Source organism: Limnohabitans sp. 2KL-51, assembly GCF_003063645.1.
In the GTDB taxonomy this organism is placed as follows: domain Bacteria; phylum Pseudomonadota; class Gammaproteobacteria; order Burkholderiales; family Burkholderiaceae_C; genus Limnohabitans_A.
Genome location: NZ_NESJ01000002.1, coordinates 98,918 through 122,730, shown reverse-complemented (window position 1 = coordinate 122,730; position 23,813 = coordinate 98,918). Strand labels below are relative to the sequence as shown.

General features: G+C 60.2%; 19 protein-coding genes and 1 pseudogene. 4 read left to right on the top strand and 16 right to left on the bottom strand.

Annotated elements, in window-relative coordinates; all coding sequences use genetic code 11:
• Window positions 1-69 precede the first annotated feature (69 nt).
• Window positions 70-252, top strand: a pseudogene (locus B9Z49_RS21985) (IS5/IS1182 family transposase); the annotation flags it as partial.
• A 164-nt stretch (window positions 253-416) separates the two neighbouring features.
• Complete coding sequence (locus tag B9Z49_RS02210) at window positions 417-3,416, top strand: IPTL-CTERM sorting domain-containing protein (RefSeq protein WP_158273400.1); 3,000 nt, start codon at window positions 417-419, stop codon at window positions 3,414-3,416.
• Window positions 3,417-3,471: 55 nt separating this feature from the next.
• Here B9Z49_RS02210 and miaA read toward each other — a convergent pair whose 3' ends face one another.
• From miaA to mutL, 3 genes are read right to left on the bottom strand one after another with little or no spacing between them, the layout of a single operon-like run.
• The gene (miaA, locus tag B9Z49_RS02205; protein ID WP_108351817.1) at window positions 3,472-4,422 is read right to left on the bottom strand and encodes a tRNA (adenosine(37)-N6)-dimethylallyltransferase MiaA; all 951 of its coding nucleotides are present in this window, start codon (window positions 4,420-4,422) and stop codon (window positions 3,472-3,474) included.
• Complete coding sequence (locus B9Z49_RS02200; RefSeq protein ID WP_108351816.1) at window positions 4,419-5,636, bottom strand: multidrug effflux MFS transporter; 1,218 nt, start codon at window positions 5,634-5,636, stop codon at window positions 4,419-4,421. Before B9Z49_RS02200 ends, miaA begins: the two co-directional genes overlap by 4 nt.
• The gene (gene mutL / locus B9Z49_RS02195) at window positions 5,636-7,657 is read right to left on the bottom strand and encodes a DNA mismatch repair endonuclease MutL (protein ID WP_108351815.1); all 2,022 of its coding nucleotides are present in this window, start codon (window positions 7,655-7,657) and stop codon (window positions 5,636-5,638) included. The genes B9Z49_RS02200 and mutL overlap by 1 nt, the downstream gene beginning before the upstream one ends.
• A 37-nt stretch (window positions 7,658-7,694) precedes the next feature.
• On the opposite strand from mutL, the gene B9Z49_RS02190 reads away from it, so the two are divergent.
• Entirely contained in the window at window positions 7,695-8,336 is a 642-nt protein-coding gene (locus tag B9Z49_RS02190; protein WP_108351814.1) for a DedA family protein, read from the top strand.
• A 31-nt stretch (window positions 8,337-8,367) separates the two neighbouring features.
• Here B9Z49_RS02190 and pobA read toward each other — a convergent pair whose 3' ends face one another.
• Complete coding sequence (gene pobA / locus B9Z49_RS02185) at window positions 8,368-9,564, bottom strand: 4-hydroxybenzoate 3-monooxygenase (protein WP_108351813.1); 1,197 nt, start codon at window positions 9,562-9,564, stop codon at window positions 8,368-8,370.
• Window positions 9,565-9,755: 191 nt separating this feature from the next.
• On the opposite strand from pobA, the gene B9Z49_RS02180 reads away from it, so the two are divergent.
• Window positions 9,756-10,526, top strand: a complete 771-nt coding sequence (locus B9Z49_RS02180; RefSeq protein ID WP_108351812.1) for an IclR family transcriptional regulator C-terminal domain-containing protein — start codon at window positions 9,756-9,758, stop codon at window positions 10,524-10,526.
• Between the two features lie 12 nt (window positions 10,527-10,538).
• Here B9Z49_RS02180 and B9Z49_RS02175 read toward each other — a convergent pair whose 3' ends face one another.
• From B9Z49_RS02175 to fliF, 12 genes are all read right to left on the bottom strand, one after another.
• Window positions 10,539-11,732, bottom strand: a complete 1,194-nt coding sequence (locus B9Z49_RS02175) for an aromatic ring-hydroxylating dioxygenase subunit alpha (protein ID WP_108351811.1) — start codon at window positions 11,730-11,732, stop codon at window positions 10,539-10,541.
• A gap of 13 nt (window positions 11,733-11,745) precedes the next feature.
• Complete coding sequence (locus B9Z49_RS02170; RefSeq protein WP_108351810.1) at window positions 11,746-12,717, bottom strand: tripartite tricarboxylate transporter substrate binding protein; 972 nt, start codon at window positions 12,715-12,717, stop codon at window positions 11,746-11,748.
• A gap of 67 nt (window positions 12,718-12,784) precedes the next feature.
• Window positions 12,785-13,804 (bottom strand): SDR family oxidoreductase, encoded by a 1,020-nt coding sequence (locus B9Z49_RS02165; protein WP_108351809.1) that lies wholly within the window; start codon window positions 13,802-13,804, stop codon window positions 12,785-12,787.
• The gene (locus B9Z49_RS02160) at window positions 13,801-14,733 is read right to left on the bottom strand and encodes a bile acid:sodium symporter family protein (protein WP_108351808.1); all 933 of its coding nucleotides are present in this window, start codon (window positions 14,731-14,733) and stop codon (window positions 13,801-13,803) included. The genes B9Z49_RS02165 and B9Z49_RS02160 overlap by 4 nt, the downstream gene beginning before the upstream one ends.
• Before the next feature lie 27 nt (window positions 14,734-14,760).
• On the bottom strand, window positions 14,761-16,074 hold the full coding sequence (locus B9Z49_RS02155; protein WP_233254476.1) for an NAD(P)/FAD-dependent oxidoreductase: 1,314 nt from the start codon (window positions 16,072-16,074) through the stop codon (window positions 14,761-14,763).
• The gene (locus B9Z49_RS02150) at window positions 16,071-16,898 is read right to left on the bottom strand and encodes an SDR family oxidoreductase (protein WP_108351807.1); all 828 of its coding nucleotides are present in this window, start codon (window positions 16,896-16,898) and stop codon (window positions 16,071-16,073) included. The genes B9Z49_RS02155 and B9Z49_RS02150 overlap by 4 nt, the downstream gene beginning before the upstream one ends.
• 97 nt (window positions 16,899-16,995) lie before the next feature.
• On the bottom strand, window positions 16,996-17,991 hold the full coding sequence (locus B9Z49_RS02145) for a hypothetical protein (protein ID WP_146188443.1): 996 nt from the start codon (window positions 17,989-17,991) through the stop codon (window positions 16,996-16,998).
• 84 nt (window positions 17,992-18,075) lie between these two features.
• A complete protein-coding gene (locus tag B9Z49_RS02140; RefSeq protein ID WP_108351805.1) occupies window positions 18,076-18,525 on the bottom strand; it encodes a flagellar FliJ family protein in 450 nt (149 codons plus the stop codon).
• Window positions 18,526-18,544: 19 nt separating this feature from the next.
• Window positions 18,545-19,864: a FliI/YscN family ATPase gene (locus B9Z49_RS02135; RefSeq protein ID WP_108351804.1), complete on the bottom strand. Its 1,320-nt coding sequence runs from the start codon at window positions 19,862-19,864 to the stop codon at window positions 18,545-18,547.
• Window positions 19,861-20,796, bottom strand: coding sequence for a FliH/SctL family protein (locus tag B9Z49_RS02130; RefSeq protein WP_158273399.1), 936 nt, complete (start codon window positions 20,794-20,796; stop codon window positions 19,861-19,863). Before B9Z49_RS02130 ends, B9Z49_RS02135 begins: the two co-directional genes overlap by 4 nt.
• Window positions 20,783-21,928, bottom strand: coding sequence for a flagellar motor switch protein FliG (fliG, locus tag B9Z49_RS02125; RefSeq protein WP_108351802.1), 1,146 nt, complete (start codon window positions 21,926-21,928; stop codon window positions 20,783-20,785). Before fliG ends, B9Z49_RS02130 begins: the two co-directional genes overlap by 14 nt.
• Window positions 21,929-21,947: 19 nt before the next feature.
• Complete coding sequence (gene fliF, locus B9Z49_RS02120; protein WP_108351801.1) at window positions 21,948-23,801, bottom strand: flagellar basal-body MS-ring/collar protein FliF; 1,854 nt, start codon at window positions 23,799-23,801, stop codon at window positions 21,948-21,950.
• Between the last annotated feature and the right edge of the window lie 12 nt (window positions 23,802-23,813).

Sequence of the window (23,813 nt, the reverse complement as noted above, 5' to 3'; positions counted from 1 at the left end):
TTAGGCGCGTCAAACCGGATGGCTTTTGATGCAGGTAATCGTAAGTGTGGGTCGCAATTTTGTCATTAAAAACTCAAGGCCAGTATCCGGACCAAGGTCGAGCAACCGCTTCGGGTGATCAAGTGCCAGTTTGTGCATCGCGAGACGCATTACCGGGGTTTGGCCAAGAACACCAGCCGGTTGCTGCTGATGTTTGCGCTGTCGAACTTGTGGATGGTACGCAAACGAATTTTGCAGGGGCTGCAGGCATGAGTGCGACTGTAGTGCGGGCAAAGGCTGAAAAGCGTAGGCCCTGCAGCCTCAAAAACGGGAAATCGACGACCAATTCAGTTCTTGTTTCGCCTTGTGAATATTCACGCATCCACTCACGCATTGGCAGGGGTTATGCAGACCATCCTTCAACAAAATAAATGAAAATGAAAAATATTTTTATTTCTGCGCTATTGGCGATTTCAAGTCAAGCATTTGGTGCATACCTAAACTTGCAACCCCTCGCCAACCAATCTGTGAACGGATTCTGTGGTGCAGCCCATTACAGTCCCAATACACCACCGACTGGTAACTTTCTTTATGCAGGTCTTACTGGCGGAACTGCTTCATGTAGGACTGATGTCAATAGTTTTGTTAGTAGTGCAAATCCTTATAATAGACTATCATTTTCTAATACCTCAAGATTCTTTAACTTTCAGAGTTTTCAGGTTAATAATACAACAGGTGGTTCTCTTAATCTAAGCGTTCAATCAATTTCTAATATGGATATATGGGATGATCCTGCTAATATCGATGTTGTAGTAGCGACAGAAAACTTCACGGTTCCAGCGAATACAACCCAAACCATTACACTCAATGGTAACCATCTGAAACTCAAAACCGCGATCATTAACTTTTCAGCTACAAACATAGCGGGCGTAAGCTTCCGTAACTTTAGCGTAGAAGTACTATCTTCTGTGGGTGGAAATGTATCGGGTTTGGCTGCTGGTGAAGCAGTCACGTTAATAAATAATGGGTCAGACAATAAAACAGTTTCAGCAAATGGATCCTTCACATTCGATACTTTTTTAGAAAGCGGTAGCATCTATTCTGTGACTGTTGGAACCAACCCTCCTGGCAAGATTTGCAGCGTCACAAGGGGCTCAGGCACTGTTGGCGTCTCCAATGTCACAAACGTTGCTGTTGCTTGTGCTGTTCCTGCACCGACTGTTTCTTCGGTTTCACCTACATCAGGAACAACAACTGGTGGTACCAGCATTACCATTACGGGCACTAATTTGACAGGAGCAACGGGAATCACAGTTGGTGGTGCAGCATGTACAGGTGTGACCATAACGTCTGCCACCTCAGCAACCTGTTCAACGCCAGCAGGAAGCGCAGGCACTGCAAGCATCCTCGTTACCACTGCTGGTGGAACCAATGCGGCCAACACGCTGTTCACCTATGTTGCCGCGCCGACAGTGAGCGCTGTCTCTCCAACCAGTGGGACAACCGCCGGCGGCACATCCATCACCATCACGGGCACTAATTTGACAGGAGCAACGGGAATCACCGTTGGTGGTACAGCATGTACAGGTGTGACCATAACGTCTGCCACCTCAGCAACTTGTTCAACGCCAGCAGGTACGGCAGGCACTGCAAGCGTGATCGTCACCACTGCAGGTGGAACCAATGCGGCCAACACGCTGTTCACCTACGTTGCCGCACCCACTGTGACCTCCGTCTCTCCAACCAGTGGGACAACCGCCGGCGGCACATCCATCACCATCACGGGCACTAATTTGACAGGAGCAACGGGAATCACCGTTGGTGGTACAGCATGTACAGGTGTGACCATAACGTCTGCCACCTCTGCAACTTGTTCAACGCCAGCAGGTACGGCAGGCACCGCAAGCGTGATCGTCACCACTGCTGGTGGAACCAATGCGGCCAACACGCTGTTCACCTATGTTGCCGCGCCGACAGTGAGCGCTGTCTCTCCAACCAGTGGGTCAACCGCCGGCGGCACATCCATCACCATCACGGGCACTAATTTGACAGGAGCAACGGGAATCACCGTTGGTGGTACAGCATGTACAGGTGTGACCATAACGTCTGCCACCTCTGCAACTTGTTCAACGCCAGCAGGTACGGCAGGCACCGCAAGCGTGATCGTCACCACTGCTGGTGGAACCAATGCGGCCAACACGCTGTTCACCTATGTTGCCGCGCCGACAGTGAGCGCTGTCTCTCCAACCAGTGGGTCAACCGCCGGCGGCACATCCATCACCATCACGGGCACTAATTTGACAGGAGCAACGGGAATCACAGTTGGTGGTGCAGCATGTACAGGTGTGACCATAACGTCTGCCACCTCAGCAACTTGTTCAACGCCAGCAGGTACGGCAGGCACCGCAAGCGTGATCGTCACCACTGCTGGTGGAACCAATGCGGCCAACACGCTGTTCACCTATGTTGCCGCGCCGACAGTGAGCGCTGTCTCTCCAACCAGTGGGTCAACCGCCGGCGTCACATCCATCACCATCACGGGCACTAATTTGACAGGAGCAACGGGAATCACCGTTGGTGGTGCAGCATGTACAGGTGTGACCATAACGTCTGCCACCTCAGCAACTTGTTCAACGCCAGCAGGTACGGCAGGCACTGCAAGCGTGATCGTCACCACTGCAGGTGGAACCAATGCGGCCAACACGCTGTTCACCTACGTTGCCGCACCCACTGTGACTGCTGTCTCTCCAACCAGTGGGTCAACTACTGGTGGCACGTCCATCACCATCACGGGCACTAATTTGACAGGAGCAACGGGAATCACCGTTGGTGGTTCGGCGTGTTCTGCTTTCAGTGTGACCAATAGCACGACTGCAACCTGTACCACCCCAGCAGGTAGTGCAGGTACAGCCAGTGTCTTGGTCACCACGGCAGGTGGAACCAATGCGGCCAACACCTTGTTCACTTATTTTCTACCTATTCCAATCGTCAGTGCTAACGGCTCAGCGACCATAACTGGTGGTAACTTCCTTGCGGCCCAATTTTCTTCTGCCAGTAGGGCACCACCGACTGGCAAGACATTTCCTTACGGTGTTTTTGAATTCACCGCCCAGACCACATCTGGTGGGACAGTGAGCATCACAATCACATATCCTCAAGCATTGCCTACCAACACACGGTATTTGAAACTTATCAATGATGCTTGGGCGGATTGGACAAACCTGGTTTCAGTATCTGGAAATACAGTCACCTACTCAGTTGTAGACGGTGGAACTGGCGACTCGAATTCTGCCGTCGGGTTGATTACTGATCCATTTGGTCCCGTGATAGATGTGGCAACAGATGCCGCGCCCATACCAACTTTGTCTGAATGGGCCATGATCTTCTTGGCCAGCTTGATGGCGATGTTTGCCATTTTCACAACGCGTCGTCGGTAATCAAGATATGTAACCAGAGAAAGCTCCGCAAAAATCATTTCTTGTTATCCGTCACTCAATTAAATGAGCCCAAGTTTCGCCCCAAAGCGATCACTTGCATCATGGCATCCAGCCCATCGGCATCAACCACCCGCCGCCCTGGCATGCTGCGCAGCCAAGTGATCTGCCGCTTGGCCAGTTGGCGCGTGGCAAAGATGCCGCGCTCCAGGATCTCGGCTTCGGTCCAGCCCGCATCCAGCCCTTCCCAGGCCTGGCGGTACCCCACGCAGCGCATCGAGGGCAGGTCGGGGTGCAGGTCGCCGCGTGCCCGCAGGGCCTTCACCTCATCCATGAATCCTGCCGCCATCATTTGTTCAAAGCGCAGCGCGATGCGCTGGTGCAGCCAAGCGCGGTCCTGTGGTTCCAGGCTGATGACGGGAATGTGCCAGTCGGGCGCATGCGCTTTGGCGCTTTGGTGAAAGGACGTGAGGGTCTGGCCTGTGGCGGTCCAGACTTCCAAGGCGCGGCCAATGCGCTGGCTGTCGCCGGGGGCCAGGCGGGCGGCCGTTTGCGGGTCCACCTGGGCCAGTTGCGCGTGCAGGGCGGGCCAGCCGAGTTGCTCGGCTTGTTGGTGGATTTGGGCGCGCACCTGCGGGTCGGCCGCGGGGATGTCGTTCAAGCCCTCCAGCAACGCCTTGAGGTACAGCATGGTGCCGCCCACCAACAGCGGTGTTTTGCCGCGTGCACGGATGTCGCGGATTAGTCGGGTCGCGTCTTTGGCAAATTCTGCCGCGCTGTAGCTGTGCAGCGGGTCCAGCGTGTCGATCAGGTGGTGCGGCACGGCGGCCAGTTCTTCGCGGCTGGGTTTGGCCGTGCCAATGTCCATGCCCCGGTAAACCAGGGCCGAGTCGACGCTGATGATTTCTGCGCCGCCTTGGGGCTGCAGGGTTTGGGCCAAGGCCAGTGCCGCTGCGGTTTTGCCGCTGGCCGTGGGGCCCACGATGGCGATGGCGTCGGGGCTGCTCATGCCGCTGCTGTGGCCATGAGCACCGGGCGGCCGTGGCGCTGAACGGCGGTCCAGGCCACCAGCGTGATGACGATGGCCCAGAGCAAGACGCCGTGTGCCAGCGCAAACACCGGGCGGTCCATGTGGGTGCTGAGCCATGCGCCCATGAAGAATGCGCCCAGCATCATCAAAAACCCATTCAATGCCGAAGCTGTGCCTGCCCGTTGCGGAAAGGGCGCCACGGCTCCGCTTTGACCGCAAGGCTGATGGACGCCATGGCCCAGCATGAAGATGTACATGGGCACCATGACGGCCCAGGCACCGTACCAGTCCTGGCCTTCTCCGGCATAGGCCAGCGCTGCCATGCTCACACCGCCGGTGACGGTCAGCACCGCTGCCATGCCCACGGTGCGGTGCACGCTGGTGCGGCGCAGCAACCAGCGGCACAAGAAGGTGCCCACGATGTAGGACAGCGACATGCTGAGCATCAGAAAACCATAGGCCGTTTTGCTGTAACCCATGAATTGAATGAAGACAAACGACGAGCTGGCCAGAAAAGTGAACAGCCCCAGGTAAGACGCAGAAGACAAAGCGCACCAGGTGAGGAATACGGGGTGGCGCAGGATGGCGAGGTTGGCGCGAATCAGGGGGCCGGCGCGCAAGGCGTGCGGATCGGGTTGGGCCAGGGTTTCTTCGAAGCGCCAGGCCAGCAAGGCGAGGGTGCCGGCGCCGAACACCGCGACGGCGATCAGGGCCACGCGCCAGCCCAGCCAATCGGTGAGCAGGCCGCCCAGCGGCGCGCATGCGCAAGCGATGATGCCCAGGCCGGTGAGGGCTTGCGACATGACGGTGGCACCTTGGGTTGGTGCAAACAGGTCGCGCACCACCGCTCGCGCGGCCATGACCCCCGCGCCCATGGCGATGCCTTGCAGCGTGCGGCCTGCGATCAGCCAAGCCATGCTGGGGGCAAATGCACACGCCACCGATGCGAGGGTGAAAGCAGCCATGCCCCACAGCAAGATGGGTCTGCGTCCAAAGCGGTCCGACATGGGACCCCAGACGAGCTGGGACAGACCAAATGCCAGGAGCAGCGCCGTGAGCGTGAGTTGGGCCTGGCCCATGCTGGCACCAAAGCCTTCGGTGATGACGGGCAGGGCTGGCAAATACAGGTCGCTGGTGACGGGTTGCAGTCCGAGCAGCAGGGCCAGGATGAGGACGATGAGTTTTTGACCCATCACCGGCCTCGCAAAAACAGCGCATCCAGATCGCGCAGCGTCATCTGACGCCAAGTGGGTCGGCCGTGGTTGCACTGGTCGGAGCGTTCGGTGTCTTCCATTTGACGCAGCAAGCCGTTCATTTCGTCGAGCGTCAGGCGGCGGTTGGCACGCACCGCGCCGTGGCAGGCCATGGTGGCCAAAATCTCGTTTTGGGCGCGTTGCACCACGGTGCTGGCGTCATGCTGGGCCAACTCGGCCAACACGCTGCGGGCCAGCTCCACCGCGTCGCCTTGCGCGAGGCTGGTGGGCACGGCGCGCACGGCCAGGGTCTTGGCCGACAGGGGCGAGATTTCCAGGCCCAACTGTTCCAGCGCCTCGGCGCAGGCTTCGGCGGTGGCCACTTCGTTGGGGGTGGCGGCAAAGGTGGCCGGGATCAGCAGCGGTTGGCTGGCGATGCGTGAGGCTTCCGTGGTGTTGAGTTGGTTTTTGAGGCGTTCGTACACGATGCGCTCGTGCGCCGCGTGCATGTCCACCACCACCAGGCCTTGCTTGTTTTCGGCCAGGATGTAAACGCCGTGCAGCTGCGCCACAGCGCGGCCCAGCGGCCAGTCGCCTTCAGGCAGGGGATCAGCCACTGAACGGGGATCCCCGTGGGAGCGCACCCCTGTGCGCGATTGGTTATCGGCAGTGGGTCCGATGGTCCAAGCTCCAGGCAATTCTTGCGCGCTGGGTGGCTTCTGATCAAAGCTTGTCTCGTGGCCATTGGCCCGGAAAGCGGAATCGTTTGTGGGTTGCCACAGCGCTTTCAGGTCGGCCATGGCCTGTTCGCCATCCACGCGGGGGCGCACAAAATCGGCCGGTTTGTAGCTGGGGGCAGAAAAAGTCGAAGGGCCAGGGCGCTCAAAAGCCATGCCGCCTTGTTGCCAGGCGGCTGATTCGGGCAGGGCTTTGGGTTCGGGGCCGGTGGTCAGTGCAAAGCCGCTGGCCGTGTTCACGGCGTCGTCGTTCAGGTTGTTCGAGCGCGGCGAGGCCAGCGCGTTTTCCAGCGCGTGGCGAACGGCCTGGTGCACGGCGCGGCTGTCGCGAAAGCGCACTTCGATTTTGGTGGGGTGCACGTTCACATCCACCAGCGTCGGGTCGATTTGCATGAACAGCGCATAAGCCGGTTGTTTGTGCCCGTGCAGCACGTCTTCGTAGGCGCTGCGCGCACCGTGCATGACCACTTTGTCGCGCACAAAGCGGCCGTTCACATAGGCAAATTGGTGGTCTGGGCGAGAGCGGGCAGCGTCGGGCAGGCCGGCGCGGCCCATCACTTTGAGCGGTCCGGCGTGGTATTCGATGGGGATGGACTGGGCCACAAACTCTTCACCCAGCACATCGGCCAGGCGCTGAGCCAGGCCTGCCGCGCCAGGGTGCACGCGCCACTGCTCCACCAGCTTGCCCTCGTGCCAGATGGTAAAGCCCACGTCGGGGCGGGCCAGGGCGTGGCGGCGCACCGCCTCCACGCAGTGCGCCAACTCGGTGTTGTCGCTTTTCAAAAACTTGCGGCGAGCGGGGGTCGAGAAGAACAGCTCTTTGACTTCCACCGTGGTGCCCACTGCGCGGGCGGCCGGGCGGATCTCGCCGGTGCGGCCATCGAGTGCAAAGGCGGTGGGCTGACCGTCCATGCGAGAGAGCAGGGTGAGCTCGGACACCGAATTGATGGCCGCCAGGGCTTCGCCCCGAAAGCCCATGGTCATGACCGATTCGAGGTCGTCCAGATTGCCGATCTTGCTGGTGGCGTGGCGTTTGAGCGCTGTGGCCAGCTCGTCCGGCGCGATGCCGCCACCGTCGTCCTCGACGGAAATCAAGCGGGTGCCGCCACCCACCAGGCGCAGCGTGATGCTGCGTGCGCCCGCGTCCATGGCGTTGTCCACCAACTCGCGCACCACCGAGGCAGGGCGCTCGACCACCTCGCCTGCGGCGATCTGGCTGATCAGTTCATCGGGGAGTTCGCGGATGGGGCGGCGCGCGGAAGCCGGGGTTTGTTGGGAAGTCACTGTCTGATTTTAGGGCTTGGGCAGGGATAATCGGCGCATGGACATTCTTTTGCAACTCGTTGATTTCATCCTCCACGTCGACCGTTATTTGGAGGCCTTTGTCGCTCAATATGGGGCCTGGGTCTATGCCCTGCTGTTCCTCATCATCTTTGTGGAAACCGGCGTGGTGGTCATGCCGTTTTTGCCAGGCGACTCGCTGCTCTTCATTGTGGGGGCCATGTGTGGCGCGGGTTTGATGAACCTGCCCTTGGTCATGGGCCTGCTGCTGGCAGCGGCCATTTTGGGCGACCAGACCAACTACACCATCGGGCGCTACTTTGGCCCTCGGGTGTTCCAGTGGGAAGAGTCGCGGTTTTTCAGCCGCCGGGGCTTTGACCAGGCCCACGCTTTTTACGAAAAATACGGCGGCATCACCATCATCCTGGCGCGTTTCATGCCGTTTGTGCGCACCTTTGTGCCCTTTGTGGCAGGCGTTGCCGAGATGACGCGCAGCAAATTCAGCTTCTTCAATGTGGTGGGCGCGGTGATTTGGGTGGTGGGTCTGCTGTCGGTGGGTTACCTGTTTGGCAACCTGCCGATCGTGCAGCAGCATCTGAGCAAGATCATCTGGGCTTTGATCATCGTGCCGGGCCTGATCGCCATGTTCGGGGCATGGAAAGCAAGCCGCGCCGGTGTCTGAGCCGCGGGGCTGTCATGCCCCTGGGCGCTCATCAAGAGTCGCCAAAATTCAGCGGCAAGCCCACATAGTTTTCTGCAATGGTGCGAGAACCCGCTTCGCTGTGGACCAGGTAGTCCAGTTCGGCGTCTTGAAACTTCTGGCCGATGTCGCCGTTTTCGGGAAAGTGGTGCATCAGGCTGGTGAACCACCAGCTGAAACGCTCGGCACGCCAGATGCGGCGCAGGCAGCGCTCTGAATAGCTGTCGATGCCCGCCTCCGAGTTCTCTTGGTAGTACTCAATGAGAGCGGTGGACAGGTACTTCACATCGGTGGCCGCCAGGTTCAGGCCCTTGGCGCCGGTGGGCGGCACGATGTGGGCGGCGTCACCCGCCAGGAACATGCGGCCAAAGCGCATCGGCTCGGTCACAAAGCTGCGCAGCGGCGCGATGCTTTTTTCTATGCTGGGGCCAGTGACCAGATGCTCGCGGGCTTCGGGGTCGAGGCGGTTGCGCAACTCGGCCCAGAAGGCGTCGTCGGACCATTGCTCGACCTTGTCGGTCAAGGGTACTTGCAGGTAATAGCGGCTGCGCGTGGCGCTGCGCTGCGAGCACAGGGCAAAACCCCGCGTGCTGTTGGCGTAGATCAGTTCGTGGTGCACGGGTGGGGTGTCTGACAACACGCCCAGCCAGCCGAAGGGGTAGACCTTTTCATATTCCTTGATTGCGCCTTTAGGGGCACTGGCGCGGCATACCCCGTGAAAGCCGTCGCAACCGGCGATGAAATCGCATTCGATGGTGTGCAGCTTGCCATTTTTTTCGTAGGTGACACGGGGCTTGGCGGTGTCGAATTCGTGCACCTGCACGTTCTCGGCCTCGTACACTGTGGGCAGACCCGCGGCCTGGCGTGCGTCCATCAGGTCGCGGGTGACTTCGGTCTGGCCATACACCATGACGTTTTTGCCGCCTGTGAGTTTGTTCATGTCGATGCGGTGGCGCGCCCCTTTGAACAACAAATCAAAACCACCGTGGACCAGGCCCTCCTTGTGCATGCGCTGGCCCACACCGGCTTCGTTGAGCAGGTCCATGCTCACTTGCTCCAGCACGCCGGCTCGGATGCGCGAGAGCACGTAGTCGCCGCTTTGCCGCTCCACGATGACGGCGTCGATGCCGGACTTGAACAGCAATTGGCCCAGCAACAAGCCGGAAGGGCCTGCGCCAACGATGGCCACTTGGGTGCGGGTGGTGCTCATGAGGTGTCTCCTGAAATCGGTCAGTGCAATGCAGTAAAGCTTAAGAGGTGGGGCTGTTTTGCGAGGATGGTGGTGATGAAGTTTGTGCGATTGACAGTTAATTTGTGCGATGATCGCGCAAAATGACGGAAGTCAAAATGATTTTTTAGGTCGGGCCTTCAGGTCCGACATGTTTTTTTGGAGCTGCCCCCATGACCCTTGCGAAAGCCGACTACATCGAAGGCTTGGCTAAGGGCCTGGCCGTGCTGGAGGCTTTTGACACCGAGCGCCAGCGCCTGAATGCGACACTGGCCGCGCAGCGCACGGGCATTACGCGGGCGGCGGCGCGGCGGCACTTGCTCACGCTGGCCGAGCTGGGTTATTTGGAGACCGACGGCAGCCACTATTGGTTGTCGGCGCGCGTGCTTCGCTTTGCGGGCAGCTACATGGCCACTTCGCGCTTGCCACGCACGCTGCAGCCCACGCTCAACCGCTTGGCGCAGCAAACGCAAGCGGCCTTCAGCGCGGTGGTGCGCGATGGTGATGAATGTGTCATCGTGGCCCGCAGCGCTGGCGCGGCCGAGCCGGTGCGGCATTTGGCCTATGGCCTGCACCTGGGGGCACGTTTGCCTGCGCATGCCACGTCCACCGGTCGGGTGCTGCTGGCCAATTTGTCCAAGGCCGATTTCGCCGCATGGCTCAAAGGGCGGGAGCTGGCCCGGATCACGCCGCAAACCGAGGTGAACGCCACCCAGTTCAAGGCCCTGATCGCGCAGGTTCGGCAGTCTGACCACTGCTTGGCCCGCGATGGCCACGAGCTGGGCATCCACGCGCTGGCCGTGCCGCTGCGCAACATGCAGGGCCAGACCTTGGCGGCACTCAACGTAGTGGGCACGGCCGAGCAATTGAGCGACGCAGCGGTGCAGCGCCAGTGGCTGCCACTGCTGCTGCAAGCTGCGCGGGAGTTGCGCCCTTTGTTGTGACTTTGTTGAGAATCAGTCCAGCAGAAAATTGCCAGACGTGAAGTGCACACCAGGCGTATGGGCATCGAAGTGCACACCCGCTGGGTCACCGCCGGCAGCAACGACATCCAACTGTTGCATCAGCATTCTGCGCAGCATCACGATGCCTCGGTCGCTGGTGGCCAGATGCTCGTCGGAATGGTGGGCGATCACGCCCTGGCTGACCATGGCTTCCACGTCGTTGGGAAACATCTGGTGTTCCTCTTCGCTCATCTCTTCCCACAGCTTGCCGTTCATGCGGGTGCGCATGCGTGACAACTCGCCTTGTTCCCGCACACGCCCGACCACAAAAATCCGGAAACTGTGGTCGTCGATCGGCAGGATCCAGCCGATGGACTCAACCCGGCCCATGCGGCCAACTTTGGGGCTGGGGATCACGCGCAGTGTGGGCAGCCCCGCTTCGCTGATCCGTTTGAAAGAACGGCCATCTGGCAGATGGCGCATGGAAATGGTCCGAACACCCGATGCTGTGTTTTCCCAGTTGACCTCGGGCATCACGGCCATTTCTTCCACAAACTGCGTGCCACTGAAGGACGCATGCAAGATGACGACGTGAAAGGGATCGACCAGGTTTTCGTAATGCTGCATCCAGTTGCAGGGAATGACGCGGGGGCCGCCACCGCCGATGCTGCTGTCGTCGGCCTCCAAAAACTCGTCTTCGTCCAACTGGTCCAGGCATTCATAGGTGGGCAACACGGGCTTTTTGTCGGGTGGCCCCATGTAGGCCCAAATCAGCCCGTAGTGCTCTTGCAGCGGATACCAGGGCTGGCGCACTTTGTCTTTGAAGCGACCGCCATCGGGCTCACACGGCTGGTCCAGGCAATGGCCGGTGGCATCGAATTTCCAGCCGTGGTAGCAGCAACGAATGCCGGTTGCGTCGACTTTGCCGTAGAAAAGCGATGTGCCCCTGTGCATGCAGTGCGGGTAAAGCAAGCCCGGCTGCCCCGACAGGTTGCGAAACAGGATCAGGTCTTCGCCCAGCACACGGACTTTTTTGGGCGTGGCTGTGGCGTCGCCGCTCAGGCCAATGGGGTGCCAATAACGGCGCAACAACTCGCCCATCGGGGTGCCGGGCCCCACTTCGGTCATGTTTTTCAAATGGCTGGGGGCGGGGCGGCCGTAAGCCGTGCCAGTGTCAACGGGCACCAAGGGGATGATTTTGCTCATGGGGTGTGGGGTTTCAGTTGGGGGTCACGCCTGCGGCTTTGATCAGTTCGGAGACCCGGGGGTAATCTGCTTTGAAGACCTCCATGAATTGCGCGGGCGTATTGCCCAGTGGTTCAAAACCAAAGGCGCTCAGGCGGGCCTGAATCTCAGGCATCAGGGTGATTTCCCGCAGGGCCGTGACCCAGGTGTTCTGAATCTCAGTACTCAAACCGGCCGGGGCGTACATGCCAATCCAACTGTCCACGTCAAAGCCCTGGAAGCCTTGCTCCTTGAAGGTGGGCACTTGCGGCATGCTGGAGACCCGGCGGGTGCCTGCAATGCCAATGACTTTCATTCGGCCACCCTGGGTTTGGGCCTTGGCTGTGGACGGGTTGGCCCAAGCAAAGTCGAGCAGATCACCGAACAAGTCGTTGTGCGCAGCGGCTTCGGATTTGTAGGCCGCATGCACCAGGTTCAGGCCAGCTTGGCGTTTGAGCAACTCACCAAACAAGTGGGCGCTGGAGCCGTTGCCCCAGGTGCCAAAGGACATGGCGCCTTTCTTCTTGGCAAACTCCACGAATTCCTTGAGGTTGTTGAACGGTGCATTGGCCCGTGCCACCAGCATGGGGCCGCCAGTGGCCAGCATGGACAGCGGGGTGAAGTCTTTGACTGGGTCATAGGGCAGCTTCGCTTGCAAAATGGCGTTGTTCACATGGGTCAGCGGCAGCGTCATCATGACCGTGTAACCGTCGGGTGCGGACTTGGCCACAAAATCGGCCGCAATGATGCCGCTGGCACCGGGCTTGGCGTCGACGATGATCGACTGACCCCACCGTTGTTGCAGTTTTTCGCCATAGGCTCTGGCCAGCGCATCGATGGGCCCGCCCGCCGTGCCAAAGGGCACGATGCGAATCGGACGGTTAGGGAAAGTACTGGACTGAGCCCACACTGGCGCACTGAGCAGTGCGGTGGTGGCGGTCAGCACCTGGCGGCGGTTGATGGTCATGCTTGTCTCTCGTTGCAAAGGTAAGACAGTATCTTCGGTCAAGCTTTGTCTGAATGCAACATGGCAGTCAGCGCCCAATCCCGGGCTTTAAGGGATTGCGGATCGGTCGCAGCGTTTCTCGTGCGCTGATCAAGGCCTCCAAAGCTTGGGCGCTGGTTTTGTGGGGCGTGTAGCCAAACCGGGTTTTGAGTGCCGTGTTCAGCAACACAGGCCGGAAGCGCAGAAAGTCGAGTTGTTCTGGGCCATAGCGGCTGATGCCCAGTCGGTGGCCAATGAACAAAGCGGTTTTCAAGATCCAGGCGGGCAGCACACGCGGGCGTTTGTTCAGCCGCTGTGCAATGTCAAAAATCGTCAAGGCTCCATCACCCGCCAGGTTGAAGCAGCCACTGGGTGCTTGGCCGCTCAGGGCGTGCACGATGGCCCCGGTCACGTCTTCGTCCCAGATGAAGACGAAGGGGCTGTCCGAGCCCTGGATGGCCAGCAAGCGGGGTTTTTCAAACAGCGCGGTGATCTGGTTGTCCACCCGCTCGCCCAGGATGGTGCCGATGCGCAGCACCGTTTGCTGCAGCTGCGGGTGGGTTTGGCGGTGCTGCGCCAGCATCTCTTCGACCAGGCGTTTGTGGTGGCTGTAGGCAAAGCTCTCGTTGCCGCGCAGGGGCATGTCTTCGGAGAGCCAGGCAGGGTTGTCGGCGTGGTAACCATAGGCCGCGCCGCTGGACGAGACCACGATGTGCTGCACACCATGCGCCACGCACGCTTGCAAAACGTTGCGCGTGCCTTCCACGTCGACCGAGTATTCGAAGGCGCGGTTGGCGTCTTTGCCGGGCGTGACGATGGCGGCCAGGTGCACCAGGGTGTCGATGCGGTGCGCCGCCACAGTCTCGGCCAGGGTCGGGTCTCGCACGTCTTGCGTGAGGTAGGTGATGCCAGGCAGGCGCTGCCCAGCAGGCACTTCGCGCACGTCAACCGCGATCACGGCTTCGCAGTCACCTTGCTGGGCCAGCTGGCTGATCAGCCCTTGGCCCAGAAAGCCCGAGGCGCCCGTGACCAAAACCCGCTGCGCACGCTGAGGGCATGGCCTGATCATTCGGCGGTGCCGGGCCGCTGAGCGGCAACGCCGTCCAGTGGCCTGCGTGCCCACCAGCCCGCCAGCAACAGTCCGGCGATGATGTCCCAAAAGCCCCAAACGCCCGCCACCACGGCCATACCGCCCAAGCCGTCAAAAAAACTGAAAATCAGCACCAGGCCCAGACCTGCATTGCGGATGCCCACTTCAATCGACAGTGCGCGGCTGTCGTAATCGGACAATCGGGCGGCCTTGGCACACACCCAACCGGTGCCAAAGGCCAGCGTGTCGTGCAAGATGACGGCCACCAGCACCAGGCCCACATAGTCCAAAAAGTAGCGCCAGTTGCCCGCAATGGCGGCCACGATGAAACCAATCAGGGCCATGAAACTGATGATGCGCAGCGGCTTTTTGAAGCGCTCGGTCCAGACCGGCACATAGCGGATGCACAGCAGGCCCAGCACGAAAGGAATGCCGATGATGAGCAGGATGTGCGCAAACATTTGCACCGGATCCAAAGCGATGCTGGTCAACAACTTGGAGCCCGTGGGGTGCAAGCCACCCCAAAACGCGAAGTTCAGCGGCATGGCAACTATGGCGATGGCATTGGACACGGCCGTCATCGACACGCTCAGGGCCACATTGCCCTTGGCCCGGTGTGTGAGGATGTTGCTGACATTGCCCGGCGGGCAGCAGGCGATCAGGATCATGCCCAAGGCAATGCTGGGTGATGGCTGCAGCACCAGGGTCAGCCCATAGGTGATGGCGGGCAAGAGCAGGAACTGCGCCCCAATGCCCACGGCAAAGGCCATGGGCATGCGCAGCAAGCGGCGAAAGTCGTCCAGGCGCGTGTCCAGCGCGATGCCGAACATCAAAAAAGCCAGCACGCCGTTGAGCAGGGCCAGCGAGGCAGGGTTGAAATTCAGGCGGATTTCGTCGACAGGCAGCATGGGGGCTTTCGTGAAGGAGGAGGGGGCTCAGGCCAGCTCGGCGGCGGTTTGGCGCATGGTGTCTCGGTAAACATCCTTGTTGACGTAACAGGCCATGCGCTCAACCTTCAGGTAGCGGTAACCGCCCGACAAATCGGGCGAGGGGCCTTGGCGCGCTTTGGAAAACGCCAGCGCCTTGGCCTGGCCCGCGTCCAGGCCTTTGAAGTACAGCGCCATCACTTCGGCCTGCTCGGCGCGGCCTTCCCAGCCCAGGCCCGCCGCCTCGACCATGCCCAACACGGCCAGGCGGTCAAAGCGGGGCGCAAAAATGTTCAGGTACAACTGGGGTGACATGCCTTGCCAGTTGAGCAGGGCGTTGTTGATGAAGGGGTAGTGCAGCTTGTAGCCGGTGGCCGCCATGACCAGATCGTAGTCGGCTTGGCTGCCGTCTTTGAAGTGAACGGTGTGGCCATCGAGTCGATCCACATCGGGCTGCACCTTCACGTCGCCATGGCCAATGTGGTGCAGGATGAGCGAGTTCACGATGGGGTGCGACTCGTACATTTTGTAGTCGGGTTTCGGAAAGCCAAAGCGCACCGGGTCGCCGGTGAACCACTTGAGCAGGGTGCTGTCGACTTTTTGTTTGAGCCAGCGCGGCAGTTTGGTTTTGCCCCCCACGGTGTCGGCGGGCAGGCCAAAGACATATTTGGGCACGAAGTAATAGCCCCGGCGCACCGAGATGTCCACGCTTTGCGCGTGGTGCACCGCGTCCACCGCGATGTCGCAGCCCGAGTTGCCCGCGCCCACGATCAGCACGCGCTGGCCTTTGAAGTGTTCGGCCTTTTTGTAGGCCGAGGTGTGCAGCAACTGCCCGCTGAACTGGCCTGGCCATTTGGGCATGTTGGGTTCGGCCAGGATGCCATTGGCGATCACCACACCTTTGTAGTCGTGGGTTTCCAGTTGCCCCCCGCCGACATCCAGGGTCACGCGCCACAACGTGTCGGGCGCATCGCTCACGGGTTCGACCTGTTTCACCCGCACACCAAAGCGGAAATGGCGCTTCAGGTCAAAGTGCTGGGCATAGGCTTGGAAGTACGCGAGCAACTCGCGGTGGCTGGGGTAATCGGCCGTGCCGCCTGGCATGGGGAATTCCTTGAACTCGGTGGTCCGTTTGCTGGAGATCAAGTGGGCCGACTCGTACACGGTCGAGCGCTCATTGCCGATGTTCCACAAACCGCCGACGTCGGTGTGGGCTTCAAATCCCTGGAATGCGATGCCGTGTTTGCTCAGGGCCCGTGCCCCGGCCAGGCCGGCGGGGCCTGCGCCAATCAAGGCGAATTGTTGCTGTGTGGCCATGCTCATAAGGTGCGTTGGAGAGGGGTGTCAGAAAGGCCAGGGATCGGTGTGGCTCCGGCTTGGTGGGCGCGGGGTTTGCGGGGCTGGCCCAGCAAGATGCGGTCGTGCCAGCGGGCGGGCAACAGCGACAGGGCTTGCGACAGCCAACCGATGCGGCGTGGCAAAACAATGTGTTCGCGGCCTTGCGCCACGCCGCGAAGCAAGTCGCGGGCCGCTTCATCGGGCTCCAGCAGTCCTGGCATGGCAAAGGTGTTGCCCGCCGTGAGCGCTGTGCGCAAATAGCCTGGGCTGATGGTGTGCACCGTGAGCTGGCTGGGGCGCAACTCTGCCCGCAGGCTTTGCAAGTAAGCGATCAGCCCGGCTTTGCTGGCGCAATAAGCCCCATTGCCCGGCATGCCGCGCCAGCCCGCCACGCTGGCCACGCCCACCAGCGCAGCAGGGCGCTGACTGTCCAGCATGGCCTGCAGGAAGGGTTGGAACGTGGTGGCCACGCCAAGCAGGTTGATCTCCAACATGCGGCGCATCACGGCCAGATCGGCCGGGTCGCTGGTTTCAAAACCGCCGGCCACACCGGCATTGGCGATCACCAGATCGGGCGCGCCCCAGTGTTTCAAGCAGTCTGCGGCCATGGCCTGAATGGCCTGGGCGTTGGACACGTCGGGGGTGTAAATGCGGCAGCGCTCGGGGGCCAGTGCCTGCAAGGCTTTCAAGGTATCGTGGTTCAGGCCCACCAGCGCGACCTGCGCACCCGAGCCCAACAACTGCCGCGCCAAACTTTGCCCTAAGCCCCCGCAGGCTCCTGTGATGACGGCGCATTGGAACGAGGGCATGGCGTGTTGGCTGGAATGCGGGTGAGTGGAATTGTTTGCAATTTTGGCACGTTAAATCACCCTTGGACCTCAGTGAAGACCCTTGCGAAAGGCTTGTTCAAGGGCTGCACTGGGTGGCGGTTTTTTTCCCGATCGCATGCCGCACGCAGAAGTAGCGGATTTCGGGCGACTGGAATTCCTTGATCGATCGCACCATCGACGGGTTGGGCATTTCCGGGGCCATCACCCGTTCTTGGGACAGGGCCCACAAGCCTTTGTCGCTTCGCACGCCGCCGTTCCAGTCGCCCAATTCATTCAGGTAAATGTACTCACCCACGGTGGGCAATCTGGCTTGTATGCATTCACAGGCGAACTGGGCTTTGCGCGGCGAGTTGGTGGTGCCCAGCACGTTGCCTGGCGCACCTAAAAGTTCCAAGGTTTTTCCTTGGTAAGTGACTTGGCTTGGAAAGTGTGTTTTTTGAAACTGGCTGAACACTTGGTAAGCGATTTGTCCCATCACCGATTCCGGTATGCCCCGGGCCTGGTAATTGAAGCTGTGTCCAGTCTGGGTTTCGAGGTGCAGGGTCACCAGCACATCGCCTTTGCATCCCGGGCTGAAGGAATAAGTGCCCCAAGCCATGCCGGTCAAACCCTCGATCGGTTTGGCTTCCAGGCTGCCCTGTCTTTGCTGGGCGCGCAGCACGCGCACCAACTCGCTCAGGGCCGTGGGGTTGAAGAAACTGACTTTGCGAACTTGGGGATGGTGCAGTTCATAGACCCGGTCGAGCGCGGCCTTGAAACTGCCTTCGAGCAAAACGTCCATGCCAAATCCGCCCGTAGCCCTCTGACGCCCTTGGTCGATCAGGCTGTCTAAGGTCTGCAGCAACTCAGGTGCTTGTTTGGGCTCTGCGCCGGCGCGGATCAAGTCGCCCAACAAACGGACCATGTCGCTGGCCTGTTGAGCGCGGGTGCGGCCATAGGCGTCCTGGTATTGGCACAGGTCTTGGCCGCGCACAAAGGGGATGGTCGGCCACAAGGCCACATGTGCAGCGCTGTGAGATGGATCGGCCAAAGCCTGCCCGCCCAAGACCGCGCCACAAAAAATCAGACTCACATTGCGCATCATTCGCGCCAGCATAGTCACAAGCCCAAGACATTGCCTTGACATAGCGCAATGAATCAGCTCAAAGGTTTCAGCTCAAGACCCCATCCCCAAGATGAACTGGCGCACGCCCAGCTCGTCCATTAATTTTTGTTCATGGCGTTTGGCGTCTTGTGCCACAGCTTTCGCATCTTGCGCTGCCAGCGACGCCATCTTGTGCAATTCGATTTCGGCTTGTAGCTTTTTTTGTCGCATCTGGGTCAGCGTGGCCTGGGCTTTGCTCAGGTCAAGCACCACGCGCTGCTGCAGGTTCAACAGTTGGGCCATGAATTGGCGGTGGTTCATGCTCGCTTGCATGCCCATCACGGGCGCTTGGCTGGTCTGCTCCTGCAGGCGGTATTCGTCATACAGCTTGCACAGGCGCTGGTGGCTGGCTTGGAGCTGATCGACACGGGCCAGGGCCTGCACGATGTCGTTTTGCGCATCGTTCACCGCATCTTGGGCTTTGCGCACCAGCACGGGCCAACATTTTCGGGCTTCTCGCATGGTCTTCTCCTTGGGGGTGTCAGGTGGACATCAAGGCCTGGACTTCGCGGCGCGTGGTCGCGGCGTCCTGGCTGGTGTGCATGTCTTGTTGTAAAAAATGTTCCATCGCCGTGCGCAGGCGAATGGCCTGGTCCAGGTCCGGGTTGCTGCCTGCCTCATAAGCGCCGACCTGGATCAGGTCCTGGTTTTGTTGGTACAGCGACCACAAACGCCTGAAACGGTTGGCCAGCTTTTGGTCTTCAGGCGAGAGCAGGTTTTGCATCACCCGCGAGACCGAACCGGTGAGGTCAATGGCGGGGTAATGCGCCGCATCGGCAAGCTTGCGCGAGAGCATCACCTGGCCATCGAGCGAAGCGCGGGCAATGTCCACGATCGGGTCGTTGGCGTCGTCGCCTTCGGCCAGCACGGTGTAGATGGCGGTGATCGAGCCAAAGCCATGTCGCCCGACACCGGCACGTTCGATCAAGTTGGGCAGCAGCGCAAACACCGAGGGCGGGTAGCCTTTGGCCGTGGGGGGCTCGCCAACCGCCAGACCAATCTCGCGCTGCGCATGGGCCACACGCGTCAGACTGTCCACCAGCATCAAGACGTTTTTGCCTTGATCGCGAAAGTATTCGGCGATCACATGCGTCAGGTGTGTGGCTTTGAGGCGCAGCACCGGCGACTCGTTGGCCGGAGCGGCCACCAGCACCGACTTGGCCAGGCCCACGGGGCCCAAAGATTCTTCAATGAAGGCTTGCACCTCACGGCCGCGCTCACCGATCAGGCCGATCACCACCACGTCGGCTTCGGTGAAGCGGGTCATCATGCCCAGCAGCACGCTTTTGCCGACGCCAGAGCCCGCCACCAGCCCCAGGCGCTGACCCCGGCCAATGGTCAACATGCCGTTGATGGCTTTGACACCCACGTCCAGGACTTCTTTGATGGGGCCACGCTCCATGGGGTTGATGGGTCGGCCTTGCAGGCTCAGCACATCACGGCACTCGGGCGGTGGTTTGCCGTCCAGCGGTTGCCCGCGCCCATCGATGATGCGGCCCAGCAAATCGGGGCCCAGGCACACTTGTGAGGTATGGCTGATCACGCGCACCTGCGCACCTGGACCAATGCCTTGCGGTTCAGTGAATGGCAATAAAAAAAGCGTTTCATCGTTGAAGCCCACCACCTCGGCCTCGACCCGGTGGCCCATCTGCCCCATCACTTCGCAGCACGCGCCCAGCGGGGCCATCAGGCCACGCGTTTCCAGCCGCATGCCCACCAAGCGCACCAAGGTGCCGCTGCGCTGGGGCTCGGGGGCATGCAGCCCGCCGATCAGCTGGTTAACTTCTTGTTCAAAATTCATGCGGGCATGTCCCCGTCGGGCGCTGTAGGGCCTGTAGATTTGGCGTCGGTGTCCTGCACGTCAATCACTTGACGGTCCCAGTCTCGTTTGGGGGTGTTTTCAGGCATGGCGTCGACTTTGTCTTGCACCAGGCTGGACGTTTGCATCCAGGCCTCGGGCTGGGGCAGCAAGCGACGCGCCAATGACTCCAGGCGGTGCTCGATCAAGTCTTGCACCACGCTGTCTTGCACGCGAACGCGCACACTGCCCGGGCGCAATTGGGGGTCGGCCTCCAGCTCCAGGTGGGCCGTTGCGGCTTCTCCCATGGTTTGCAGGCGCTTCATGTCTTGTGGGTTCAGGCTGACTTTGACCGGTTGCGCCGGGTGGTCCAATTGCTGGATGCACGACTGAACCAGGCCCTGAATGGCTTGTCCAGAAATTTGCAGCTCGGCGCGAACCAGTTGTTCTGCCAGGTGCAAGGACAAGCGTTTGAGCGGTTCAAAAAAGCGCTGGGGGTCTTGGCTGATGCTGCGCAGCTCAATGCCCAAATGGCGGATGAGTTCGCGCTCTTTATCGCGCTCGGCGTCCAGTTGGGCGTGCAAATTCGCTTGGCCTTCCTGGATGCCACGCTGGAAGGACTCGTCCAACATCTTGGCCAGGACCGCTTCGGAGACGTGGTTTTTTTCGGGCTCTGGCGCAGTCAAGGCCGCGGTCTGTGTGGCCTCATGCTGCGGCTTTTGATTGTCATCGGTGAATTCGTTTGCATTCAGAGGTGAAGGCAAGGTCAGGGCGTCGGTGGGCTCGCTGCGATCGGCCACACGCCAGGGGCCAAAGGCGTGCGCTTTGGCTTCGTCCCATTGCGTGCGCAAAAAACTGGGGGTCTGGCTTTTGCCGTTGAGCAACGGATTGGCGCTCCAAGGGGCAGCTTGGGCATTCAGGTCAGACAAAGCCATCGCCGCCTCCTGCCAACACCAGCTCGCCCGCATCGGACAGCTTGCGTGCCAGACGCATGACGTTCTTTTGTGCCTCTTCCACTTCGGAGATGCGCAATGGCCCTTTGCTTTCCATGTCGTCCACAAACATGACGCGAGCACGGGCGGACATGTTGTCGAGGAACTTGTCCTTGACGAAGTCTGGTGCACCTTTGAGCGCCACCATCAACAGGTCTGGCTCGGCCTTGCGCATGATCGCCTGGATGCCCCGGTTGTCCACACCCACCAGATTCTCAAAGGTGAACATGTTGTCCTGGATCTTTTGCATCAAATCAGCATCAATCACTGACAGGCCCGACATGATGGCCGATTCGAGTTCGACCTTGACCGAATTCATGATCTGAGCCGCGGCTTTGACGCCACCAAAGCTGGACGATTTGGACGAAGAGTTGGATGCGAACTGCTTCATCATGATTTGCTCCAACTCTTCCATGGCCGAAGGCTGCACCGTGTCCAGGCTGGCAATCCGTTGAATGATTTCCGGGCGCGCTTCTGCGGGCAGGAAGTTCAGCACGTCAGCGGCCACGGTGTGCTCCAACACCGACAAGATGATGGCCACCACCTGCGGGTGTTCACCCCGGATCATTTCTGCAATGGAACGGGCATCCATCCATTTGAGGATCTCCAGCCCTTTGCTGCCTTGGCCTGGCATGATGCGGCTGAGCACCGAAGAGGCTTTGTCGTCACCCAAAGCGCGTTTCAAGACTTTCTCTACATAGTCGCCTGTACCCAAGCCCAAGCTGGTCTGCTTCTTGAGAGTGGCCACAAATTCGTCGAGCACAACGTTCACCGCCTCTTGCGACAAATCGGCCACTGACACCATGGCACCACCCAGCGACTGAACCTCTTTGGGGTTCAAAAATCGGATGATTTCGGCCGCTTGTTGCTCGCCCAGCAAGAGCATCAGCACCGCAGCCCGCTGAGCGCCGGTCAGGGCGTCCAGCTCTTGTTGCAGCTCTTCGGTGATCACGATCGGTGCATCGCCCAAAGCCGATGCGATTTCCTTGACTTCCTTGCCGTCCTTGCCCTTGGCATCCTTGCCTTTGGCGTCCTTGCCCTTGGCATCTTTGTCGTTGTCTTTTTTCGTAGCCATAGTTCTGTCCTTGTGTCTCTCAGGAAACCTTGATCATGCCCTTGAGCACGTTGGCCACACGGCCTGAATCTTCGGCCACCAGCATGCGGATGAGGGCCACTTTGTCGTCGTAGGTGTTGGCTGTGTCCAGCATGTCGATGCTGATGCTCGACTTCTTGGGCTTGAGCTTGGCCTTGATCTCTTCCAGGCTTTCGCCTTCGCCAATCTGGATCATGCGCATGTCTTCGGCGCTGAGCTCGCCATCGGCCATGGCAGCGGCTTTGGCTTTCTCTTCTTCGGCCATGGCTTTGGCCATCGTGATGCTGCGCATGATCGGGCGCACCACGATCAGCATGAAAACGATGAAGCTGATGGCGATCAGGGCGCTGGTCAGGGCGGATTGCACTTTGTTTTCGATGTACCACGGTATGGTCTCGAGGGGTGCAGGCGCTTCAAAACGGGCCGGTACGACCGACACATTGTCGCCGCGTGCTTGGTCAAAACCCACCACGCCCCGAACCACTTGTTGCATTTGCTCAATTTCTTGTGGGGTAAAGGGAATGCTCTTGGGTGCATTGGGTTCTGCGGCTGCGCCATTGGCGGGCGGCGGGGCAGGGCGCTCGTTCACGATCACCGCCACGCTGACTTTCCTGATGCCGCCGCTGGCACTGCGAACATGACGCACGGTTCGGTCAAGCTCGAAATTGCGTGTGGAACGGCTGCTGAGCGTGTTGTTCGATTCGGACTGGCCCTTGGTCGGGTCCACCTGGGTGCTGGTGGTGGTGGTGGGGGTGGGGGGTGGCGTGTTGGCCAATGCACCCGGGATGCCCTCGGCAGCGCGCACGGCGGCGCGGTCTTCGGCCAGCACTTCCGAGCGGGTACGGGGGCCTTTGTCGCGGTTGTCAAAGTCTTCTGTGGTGCTTTCGGTCTGGGTAAAGTCCAGCGACAGGTTCACCTGCGAGCGCACATTGGCTTCGCCCACCATGGGCGTGAGGATCTGCATGATGCGGTTGCGCAAGACCTCTTCCATTTGTTGCTTGTGCTGCTCCTGCGCTGAAGTCAGGCCCAGTTTTTGTTCGGTGGCCGATTCGGTCATCAGCTTGCCCACGTTGTCGACCACGGTCACGTGGTCGGGCGTGAGGTAAGGCACGCTGGACGACACCAAGTGAACGATGGCCTGCACCTGTGATGCAGACACAGCACGGCCAGGGTAGGGGGCCAGCACCACCGAAGCCTTAGGGGGGGTGCGGTCACGCACGAACACACTTTGTTTGGGCGTGGCCAAGTGCACGCGGGCGCTTTGCACACTGCCAATTTGCATGATGCTGCGTGCCAGTTCCTGCTCCATGGCGGCGTTCACCTTGACCTGCTCCATGAACTGGCTGGTGGTCATGGATGACTGGTCTTTCAGGCCATCCAGGCCCGTAGCGCCCGCCTTGGGCAAACCTTGCGCCGCCAGAAAAATGCGCGCCTCGTGGAAACGGTCGCTGGGGACTGTCAGCTGGCCGGTGGCCGGATCGATTTTGGGTTTGAAGTCAGATGTTTTGAGCGACTCGAAAGCGGCTTGTTGGTCGGCCTCTTGCAGGCCGGGCATGACGGGGCGGTAAGGCGTGGTCGACATCCAGGCATACGTCAAGCCAAACAGGACCATGACGGCCAGCATCACGATCAGCGGCAACACCCGGCGCACCGAGGGCTGGTTGATCATTTTGTTGAAATTGTCCGATATGCCCAATGTTTGCCAAGTGCTCAAACCGGTGCCGGGTGCGTCAGCGCCTTGGGAGGTCAGAGCCATGCTGCCGTTGGGCGCAAGGGCGGGGGGTGCTGAGACAGCCCCTGCATTGCCGGGGACGGTCATCATGCCGTTGTTCATTGTTGCGGTCGCTGTGGCCATGGTGTGTTCTCT

Bases quoted from the DNA above. Each gene is read 5' to 3' on its own strand.
- B9Z49_RS02210 (WP_158273400.1), top strand. From the start codon at position 417: ATGAAAAATATTTTTATTTCTGCGCTATTGGCGATTTCAAGTCAAGCA.
- miaA (WP_108351817.1), bottom strand. From the start codon at position 4,422: ATGAGCAGCCCCGACGCCATCGCCATCGTGGGCCCCACGGCCAGCGGC.
- B9Z49_RS02200 (WP_108351816.1), bottom strand. From the start codon at position 5,636: ATGGGTCAAAAACTCATCGTCCTCATCCTGGCCCTGCTGCTCGGACTG.
- B9Z49_RS02190 (WP_108351814.1), top strand. From the start codon at position 7,695: ATGGACATTCTTTTGCAACTCGTTGATTTCATCCTCCACGTCGACCGT.
- pobA (WP_108351813.1), bottom strand. From the start codon at position 9,564: ATGAGCACCACCCGCACCCAAGTGGCCATCGTTGGCGCAGGCCCTTCC.
- B9Z49_RS02180 (WP_108351812.1), top strand. From the start codon at position 9,756: ATGACCCTTGCGAAAGCCGACTACATCGAAGGCTTGGCTAAGGGCCTG.
- B9Z49_RS02175 (WP_108351811.1), bottom strand. From the start codon at position 11,732: ATGAGCAAAATCATCCCCTTGGTGCCCGTTGACACTGGCACGGCTTAC.
- B9Z49_RS02170 (WP_108351810.1), bottom strand. From the start codon at position 12,717: ATGACCATCAACCGCCGCCAGGTGCTGACCGCCACCACCGCACTGCTC.
- B9Z49_RS02165 (WP_108351809.1), bottom strand. From the start codon at position 13,804: ATGATCAGGCCATGCCCTCAGCGTGCGCAGCGGGTTTTGGTCACGGGC.
- B9Z49_RS02160 (WP_108351808.1), bottom strand. From the start codon at position 14,733: ATGCTGCCTGTCGACGAAATCCGCCTGAATTTCAACCCTGCCTCGCTG.
- B9Z49_RS02155 (WP_233254476.1), bottom strand. From the start codon at position 16,074: ATGAGCATGGCCACACAGCAACAATTCGCCTTGATTGGCGCAGGCCCC.
- B9Z49_RS02150 (WP_108351807.1), bottom strand. From the start codon at position 16,898: ATGCCCTCGTTCCAATGCGCCGTCATCACAGGAGCCTGCGGGGGCTTA.
- B9Z49_RS02140 (WP_108351805.1), bottom strand. From the start codon at position 18,525: ATGCGAGAAGCCCGAAAATGTTGGCCCGTGCTGGTGCGCAAAGCCCAA.
- B9Z49_RS02135 (WP_108351804.1), bottom strand. From the start codon at position 19,864: ATGAATTTTGAACAAGAAGTTAACCAGCTGATCGGCGGGCTGCATGCC.
- B9Z49_RS02130 (WP_158273399.1), bottom strand. From the start codon at position 20,796: ATGGCTTTGTCTGACCTGAATGCCCAAGCTGCCCCTTGGAGCGCCAAT.
- fliG (WP_108351802.1), bottom strand. From the start codon at position 21,928: ATGGCTACGAAAAAAGACAACGACAAAGATGCCAAGGGCAAGGACGCC.
- fliF (WP_108351801.1), bottom strand. From the start codon at position 23,801: ATGGCCACAGCGACCGCAACAATGAACAACGGCATGATGACCGTCCCC.